Annotated in this window: 5 protein-coding genes; 4 read left to right on the top strand and 1 reads right to left on the bottom strand. The window is 38.7% G+C overall.

The features are described from left to right. From parC to V7659_RS22370, 4 genes are all read left to right on the top strand, one after another. On the top strand, positions 1 to 2,171 hold a 2,171-nt coding region (parC, locus tag V7659_RS22355), incomplete at its 5' end, for a DNA topoisomerase IV subunit A (RefSeq protein ID WP_335542388.1). A 94-nt stretch (positions 2,172 to 2,265) separates the two neighbouring features. Continuing rightward, positions 2,266 to 3,024: a hypothetical protein gene (locus V7659_RS22360; RefSeq protein WP_335542390.1), complete on the top strand. Its 759-nt coding sequence runs from the start codon at positions 2,266 to 2,268 to the stop codon at positions 3,022 to 3,024. Positions 3,025 to 3,204: 180 nt separating this feature from the next. Next, positions 3,205 to 4,932, top strand: coding sequence for an ABC transporter ATP-binding protein (locus V7659_RS22365; RefSeq protein WP_335542392.1), 1,728 nt, complete (start codon positions 3,205 to 3,207; stop codon positions 4,930 to 4,932). Further along, positions 4,929 to 6,833, top strand: coding sequence for an ABC transporter ATP-binding protein (locus V7659_RS22370; protein WP_335542393.1), 1,905 nt, complete (start codon positions 4,929 to 4,931; stop codon positions 6,831 to 6,833). Before V7659_RS22365 ends, V7659_RS22370 begins: the two co-directional genes overlap by 4 nt. A gap of 207 nt (positions 6,834 to 7,040) precedes the next feature. Here the strand turns inward: V7659_RS22370 and xerS are convergent, their stop codons facing one another. Continuing rightward, complete coding sequence (xerS, locus tag V7659_RS22375; protein ID WP_335542395.1) at positions 7,041 to 8,129, bottom strand: tyrosine recombinase XerS; 1,089 nt, start codon at positions 8,127 to 8,129, stop codon at positions 7,041 to 7,043. Positions 8,130 to 8,258 lie beyond the last annotated feature (129 nt).

Here is an 8,258-nt window from a genome sequence, read left to right on the forward strand (position 1 = left end):
GGATGAGTCAGGACTGGAAGGTACGAAATGTCCTCGTGCAAATGCATGGAAACAACGGCAGCGTTGATGGTGACCCGCCAGCCGCGATGCGTTATACAGAAGCAAGGCTTTCCGCCATTGCGGCAGAATTAATGCGAGATATAGAAAAAGATACAGTTGAATTTATTCCTAACTTTGATGATACTTCCAAAGAGCCAACAGTTTTGCCGGCGATGTTCCCAAACCTGCTTGTTAATGGATCGACAGGAATTTCTGCGGGGTATGCAACAGATATTCCTCCGCATCACCTTGGTGAAGTCATTGACGGAGTTATCAAGAGAATGGACCATCCTGATTGTTCCGTAGAGGAACTCATGACGATTATCAAAGGTCCAGATTTCCCAACGGGCGGTATCATTCAAGGAATTGATGGAATTAAAAAAGCCTATGAAACTGGTAAAGGAAAAATTATCGTTCGCAGCAAAGCAGACATTGAAGAGGTTCGCGGCGGTAAGCAGCAAATCGTTATTACGGAAATTCCCTATGAGGTGAATAAAGCCAATCTCGTCAAAAAAATGGATGAGTTCCGTCTCGACCGTAAAGTGGAAGGAATCTCAGAAATCCGCGATGAAACAGACAGGACCGGCCTCAGAATTGTCATTGAACTGAAGAAAGATGCCGATGCAGCAGGTGTCTTGAATTATTTATATAAAAATAGTGATCTCCAAGTAACGTATAATTTTAATATGGTTGCAATTCATAAAAAACGTCCAAAATTAATGGGACTTAGAGAATTATTGGATGCTTATATCGAGCACCAAAAAGAAGTTGTCACCAGAAGGTCGCAATATGATCTTAATAAAGCCAAAGAACGACAGCATATCGTTGAAGGTCTAATGAAGGCTTTATCGATCCTGGATGAAGTAATTGCTACTATCCGTGCATCCAAGGATAAACGCGACGCAAAGGACAATTTGATTGCAAAGTTTGCCTTTACGGAGCCGCAATCAGAAGCGATCGTTTCCTTACAGCTATATCGCTTAACAAACACCGATATTACTGCTCTTCGACAGGAAGCGGAAGAGTTAGCGAAGAAAATCGAAGAACTTACAAGCATTTTAGCTAGTGAGAAAACTCTTTTCTCTGTGATCAAAAAAGAATTAAAAGACGTCAAAAAACGTTTTGCAGATGAACGTCGTTCAAAAATTGAAGCAGAAATTGAAGAATTGAAAATCAATCTGGAAGTAACTGTCCCAAGTGAAGATGTTATTGTAACGATTACGAAACAAGGATACGTAAAACGGACAAGTACTCGTTCCTTTGCGGCTTCCAATGGTCAGGATTTAGCAATGAAGGATTCAGACCGTTTATTAGCTCAACTCGAAATGAATACGAAAGATGTCCTGCTTCTCTTCACAAATAAAGGAAACTACTTATTCTGTCCTGTTCATGAGCTGCCAGATATCCGCTGGAAAGACCTTGGACAACACGTAGCTAATATCATTCCAATTGACCGTGATGAAGAAATCATCCAAGCGATTCCAGTCAAAGATTTTGAGGCTGACCTGTTCCTTGTCTTTGTCACGAAAAATGGCATGGCCAAGAAAACGGAGCTAAAACAATACAAAGCACAACGATACTCTAAACCACTTGTTGGTATCAATTTAAAAGATGATGATCAAGTGATCGATGTTCATTTAACCGACGGAACCAAAGAATTATTCTTAATTACCCACTTAGGTTATGCCCTATGGTTTCATGAAGATGAAATTAGTATTGTTGGAGCACGGGCTGCAGGTGTGAAAGGGATCAATTTAAAAGATGATGATTTCGTGATCGGTGGTAAACTCATTCTTCCTGACAGTAACGAAACGATTGTTATCGCTACACAGCGTGGAGCGGTAAAGAGAATGAAAATGAAAGAATTTGAAAAAACTACTCGTGCCAAACGCGGCGTAGTCATTTTAAGAGAGCTTAAATCAAATCCACATCGCATTGCAGGATTTGAAATTGCCAATGAGCAAGATGTGATTTTTATCCAAACGGAAAAAGGACATCTAGAGACACTTCATACAATCGATATTCACTACAGTGACCGTTATTCAAATGGTTCATTTATTCTTGATGAAGAAGACAACGGAAAGGTAACCACTGTTTGGAAAGTATCTGCACCAGATAAACCTAGTGAATAAATTTTTACAGGACACTCTAAAAAATAGAGTGTCCTTTTTTCATTTTTTTTCCAGAACTGGTCATACTAAGTAACAAAGTTTGGGGGGTTGTTGGATGAAAAAAGAGATGCTTTTGGTCATTGTTTCATTTTTTCTCATGTCACTTACTGCCATTACTGGGGTATATGCGTTTGAAGAAACGACAAAAACAATCACTATTTCAAATGAAAATGCAGATATTACCGGTGACGGAAAAGAGGAAGAAATCATATTAAAAGGTGTTCCTTATCAGAAAGAGGAAGGATTTTTGGAGAAAATCTATATTGAAATTAGTGCTTCAAACGGAAAGAAATACACCTTTCCTCTAGAAAGTGGTGCCAAGGCGGCATTGGAACTTGTCGATTTAAACAATGATGGAGTGAAAGACCTATTTGCAAGTGTGTTGAAAGGGGGGAATGAGCAAATTGTTCAGAATTATTCCTATTCTATTCGGAATTTTGAACAGACGAAACTTAATCTGCCAGAACCTCTTGAAATGGATAGCCATTTTCTTCATGGATATAAAGCAGAGATCAAACTCGCCAAAACAGGAAAGTCTTATCTGTTTGATTTAAAGGACCGTAAGAAGTATTATAAAAAACTTGGATTATATTATCATGGCAAGCTAAATGAGCCGACAGAGCTAACCGTGAATCCATTTAGCACACTCCAACCCATACCTGTAGAGAATAATCAAGTAGGGTTACTAGGCGAACAGCGAATTACCGGGATTGCAAATGCTGACGTAATTGCCTCTGTAGAATCAACGTGGGTTTATGATCATGGTCAGTGGAAATTAGTTCGGACAGTTGTCCACAAAGAACGTAATAAATAGCTGTATTTTATCGACACAGGAGCTCCTGTGTTTTTATTTTGCAAAAATTTGACGGGATTTCCAGACGGGAATATACTTAGTCTTGCCAAATTACCAAGGGAGTTGGATAAAAAAACTAATTTCATCTAATTGTTCATATTTAGTTCATAAAAANNAATTAAAAAACGGAGTTGAAAAATATTGATTAAATTAACCAAATTTCTAAAACCATTTCAATTAGCCATTTTTCTGGTTTTAGGTCTCGTCCTCTTACAATCATTATCAGAATTATATTTGCCAACGTTAATGTCCGATATTGTTGATAAAGGGGTAATTAAAGGTGACACGGGCTACATATGGAAAATTGGCGGTTATATGCTGCTTGTTGCGGCAGGGGGGATGATTTGTTCGATTGCAGCTAGTTTCTACTCAGCAAAAGCAGCATCTGGCTTTGGAAAGTTATTACGAAGCAAGATTTTCTCACACGTCGGAAATTTTTCGCTGCATGAGTTTGATCAGCTTGGAACAGCCTCACTGATTACTCGAACAACCAACGATATAACCCAGATCCAGCAAGTATTAGTGATGATGCTGCGAATGATGGCGATGGCACCGATGATGTGTATTGGCGGGATCATCATGGCGTATTCAAAGGATGCCAAGCTTACCTTAGTTCTTGCAGTTGCTCTGCCTGTTCTCGTGCTGGCGATCGTGATCATTGCTAGAAAGGGGATCCCACTTTTTAAAGCGATGCAAATAAAATTAGATAATCTTAATCGGGTTTTACGTGAAAACTTAACCGGGATTCGTGTCATTCGCTCCTTTAACCGAGTGGAGCATGAGAAGAAGCGTTTTGATGAAGCGAACTGGGATTTAACTGAAACTGCCATTAAGGTTAATAAAATTATGGCCGCGATGATGCCGATTATGATGGTGGTCCTAAACCTTTCCTCTGTCGCGATTGTTTGGTTTGGCGGACTGCGGATTAGCAATGGCCATATGCAGGTCGGAGATATGATGGCGTTTATCCAATATGCGATGCAAATTATGTTTTCATTTATTATGCTGTCGATGATGTTTGTCATGATCCCAAGGGCATCGGTATCTGCTGTTCGAATCAATGAAGTGCTTGAGACGGTAGCAGATATTAAAGATCCGTCATCGTCAAAAGTAGAAGAAGGAAAAAAAGGCTTTGTTGAGTTTCAAGACGTAACATTCAGTTATCCAGGAGCGGAAATGCCAGCGATTTCAAATATCTCTTTTTCGACAAAACCTGGTGAAGTAACAGCCATTATTGGAGGAACTGGTTCAGGAAAATCAACACTCATTAACTTGATTCCGCGTTTTTATGATGTCGATAGCGGTAAAGTCCTTGTCGATGGAATAGATGTCAGGGATATGGCACAAGAAAAACTTCGTGAAAAAATAGGGTTTGTCCCACAGCAATCTGTACTTTTCACCGGAACAATTGCAGAGAACATTCGATATGGAAAAGAAGATGCAACAGCAGAAGAGGTTGATCATGCTGCTGAAGTGGCCCAAGCGAAAGAATTTATTTCTAACATGCCAGAAGGCTTTGATGCGATAATCTCCCAAGGGGGAACAAATGTTTCCGGCGGACAAAAACAGCGATTGTCGATCGCACGAGCCCTTGTACGGAAGCCGGAAATCTATATATTTGATGATAGTTTCTCCGCTTTGGATTTTAAAACAGATGCCAAGTTGCGTGCTGCCCTTAAAAACGAAACGGGGAACTCAACGTTACTAATTGTAGCTCAGCGTGTAAGTACAATAATCGATGCTGATCAGATTATTGTTCTCGATAACGGTGAAATATCTGGAATCGGGAAACACAAAGAATTAATGGAATCATGTGCGGTTTATCGCGAGATTGTCATGTCACAGCTGTCAGAGGAGGAAATCGCATGAGTAAGGATTCCAATCAAAACCACACTCAAGAGACAGGAGCTAGAAAACCTGGCCCTGGACCAGGGGGCGGATTTGGCCCGATGGGAATGGGCATGCCTGTCCAAAAAGCAAAGAACTTTAAAGGGACCCTAAATAGACTTATCAGCTATTTAAAGCCATATAAATTACAGCTTTTAGCAGTTTTAATTACAGCCATTATCAGTACAATTTTTGCGATTGTCAGCCCTAAAATATTGGGGAAAGCGACAACTAAGTTATTTGAAGGCTTGATGATGAAGTTTAGAGGTATCCCTGGAGCTAAAATTGATTTTGATTATATCGGTCAAATTATTATTTTACTGATTGGCCTATATATTCTTAGTGCAATATTTGCCTATATTCAACAATATATTATGGCAGGTGTCGCGCAAAAGACAGTTTACCATCTCCGTAAAGAGGTAGAGGAGAAACTGAACCGGCTTCCGTTAAAATACTTTGATTCACGTACCCATGGTGAAATTCTAAGTCGTGCGGTTAATGATGTCGATAATATTAGTACGACTTTACAGCAAAGCTTAACCCAGCTGATTACCTCCGTTGTTACCATTATCGGTGTAATTATCATGATGCTGTCGATTAGTCCATTAATGACACTGATTGTCATTTTAACACTGCCGCTAAGCGGTGTAGCGATTGCAAAGATTGCTAAAAAGTCGCAACAGTATTTTAAAGGGCAGCAAAAATCATTAGGCCAGTTAAATGGTCATGTTGAAGAAATGTATACTGGTCATAAAGTCGTCAAAGTTTTTGGCCACGAACAGAAATCAATTGAAACATTCGAGGGAATCAATGAGACTCTCTACCAATCTGCTTGGAAGGCACAATTTGTATCCGGGCTGATCATGCCGTTGATGGGATTTATTAATAATATCGGCTATGTTCTCGTATCAGTCGTTGGTGGAATCTTGGTAACGAAAAAAGCGATTGAAATAGGTGATATTCAGGCCTTTATCCAATATGCACGTCAATTTTCCCAACCGATTGCTCAAACCGCATCAATCGCAAACGTCATTCAATCCACCATCGCCAGTGCCGAACGTGTCTTTGAAATTTTAGATGAAACAGAAGAGGTAACGGAAGCTGTTGATGCGCAGGTGATCACTAGTCCAAAAGGAGAAGTAACCTTTGAACAAGTTAGTTTCGGTTACGAGGAAAATGAACTCTTAATCAAAGATATGGAAATTGAAGTGAAACCTGGTCAGACAGTAGCAATTGTCGGCCCAACAGGAGCGGGGAAAACCACACTAATTAATTTGCTGATGCGTTTCTATGAAATTAATTCTGGCAGCATATTAATTGACGGAGTAGATACGAGATCGTTAAAAAGGGAGCACCTAAGGAGTTTGTTTGGAATGGTGCTGCAGGATACTTGGTTGTTTAATAGTACGATTTTTGATAATATTGCCTACGGTAAAGAGGGAGCAAGCAAAAAAGAAGTGGTGGCAGCGGCTCGCGCGGCCAACGCTGATCACTTTATTCGAACGCTGCCAGATGGGTATGATACGATTTTAAATGAAGAAGCTTCCAACATATCTCAGGGCCAAAAACAACTGTTAACGATAGCTAGGGCAATTCTTGCTAATCCAGCGATCCTTATTCTGGATGAAGCAACCAGTAGTGTCGATACGCGAACAGAGGTTCAAATTCAAAAAGCGATGAATCACTTGATGAAAGGGAGGACCAGCTTCGTAATTGCCCATAGATTGTCGACGATTCGGGATGCTGATTTAATCCTAGTAATGAATAACGGAAGTGTAATCGAAAAAGGAACGCACATTGAGTTACTAGAACAAGGCGGTTTTTATGCAGACCTGTATAATAGTCAGTTTACAGGGAGCAATTCAATGAAAAATGTAGGTTAAAGGAATGCGTTTGGGGAGCTCTAAAGCTTTCTGAACGCATTTTTTATTTTAAAACAATTGTTAAATTATGAAAAAAATTTATTCTGTCTCATTATCTTAAGTATACTTAGGTATTGAGATATTTAACATTTTTATTACCATAATAATATTATGTAAACTGATTAAAATCTTAAAAAAGACTGCCACGAAAATGACAGTCTTTGATCATCATTCTATTTGCTCTTTAGGCATATCCATTTTATCCACAGCAATTTTTAAGTCATCATTCTTAATATGTGTGTAGATCATCGTCGTTTGGATCGATGAATGACCTAATTGCCGTCTTAATTTTGGTACATCATTAATTTCAGCATGATATCTGGTCGCGAATGAATGACGCAGCTTATGTACGGATAACGAGGGTTTACCGAATGCGGTTGCATATTTTTCAATCAGATTTTCAACGGCTCTAACTTTTAATCTTCGGGATTTTACTTTAGGACCTGTTGGGCCACTAACAAATAATGCCTTTTCATTTTTATCAACATTGTATTTGGCAGTTCTGACTGCTAAATATTCTTGGAGGTCAGCCATAGCTACTTGACTAAAATAAACAAATTGTTCTTTATTTCCTTTGCGGATTACTCTCACACAATACTTACTATAATCAATATCGTCTAATTCAATCCCAACTAATTCCGAGAGACGCAGCCCGGATCCTAAGATTAACGAGACAATGGCCGTATCACGTTCCTTATTTAATTGATAAAAGTTATAGAGTCTTTTGTTATCTTTATACATATCACCATAATCATTCGCAACAAATAAGCGGAATTTTTCATATTCGTCGCCGAGGAGGATTTTACCTTCCATCTTAGTTGCCTTGGTTTCTATGCTGTCTTTTACTTCATTAAATTCAATTTTAGCCATGACATTACGGTTCATATAAGGCTTTAAATCTGGGGTTTCCGCAATGTTTTGTAAGTAATTAAACAGTGATTTTAACGCTGATAATTTCCTGTTAACAGTGAGTTCTTTATTATTTAATTGATAGTGCAAATAGTTTAAAAAACCTTCAACCTCTAAGACGGTCAGTTGCTCTAAACGCTCTAAAGGAATATCCTTGATGGTGCCTGACACCAATTGCTCGGTGATCATCCAGTTAAAGAAGATTTTATAATCATGACAGTAATTAAATAAGGAAGCCGTCGAAAGCTTACGTAATTTATGATTAATATATTCGTCTACATACCAAGGAAGTTCTTTGAGCAGCGTTTGAAGTTTTTGAAATTGTTGCTGCTTTGATTGATTTACCATAAAATCACCTCACTTCTATATTTTACTAAATTAACTTAACTGCGTCAAATTTATATTTTACGCAGTTTATATATACTTGTTATTCCAAATATAAAATTCAATCAAATCTTAGTGTCCAGCGACACAAAT

This window comes from Neobacillus drentensis, from assembly GCF_036966985.1.
GTDB lineage: Bacteria > Bacillota > Bacilli > Bacillales > Cytobacillaceae > Neobacillus > Neobacillus drentensis_E.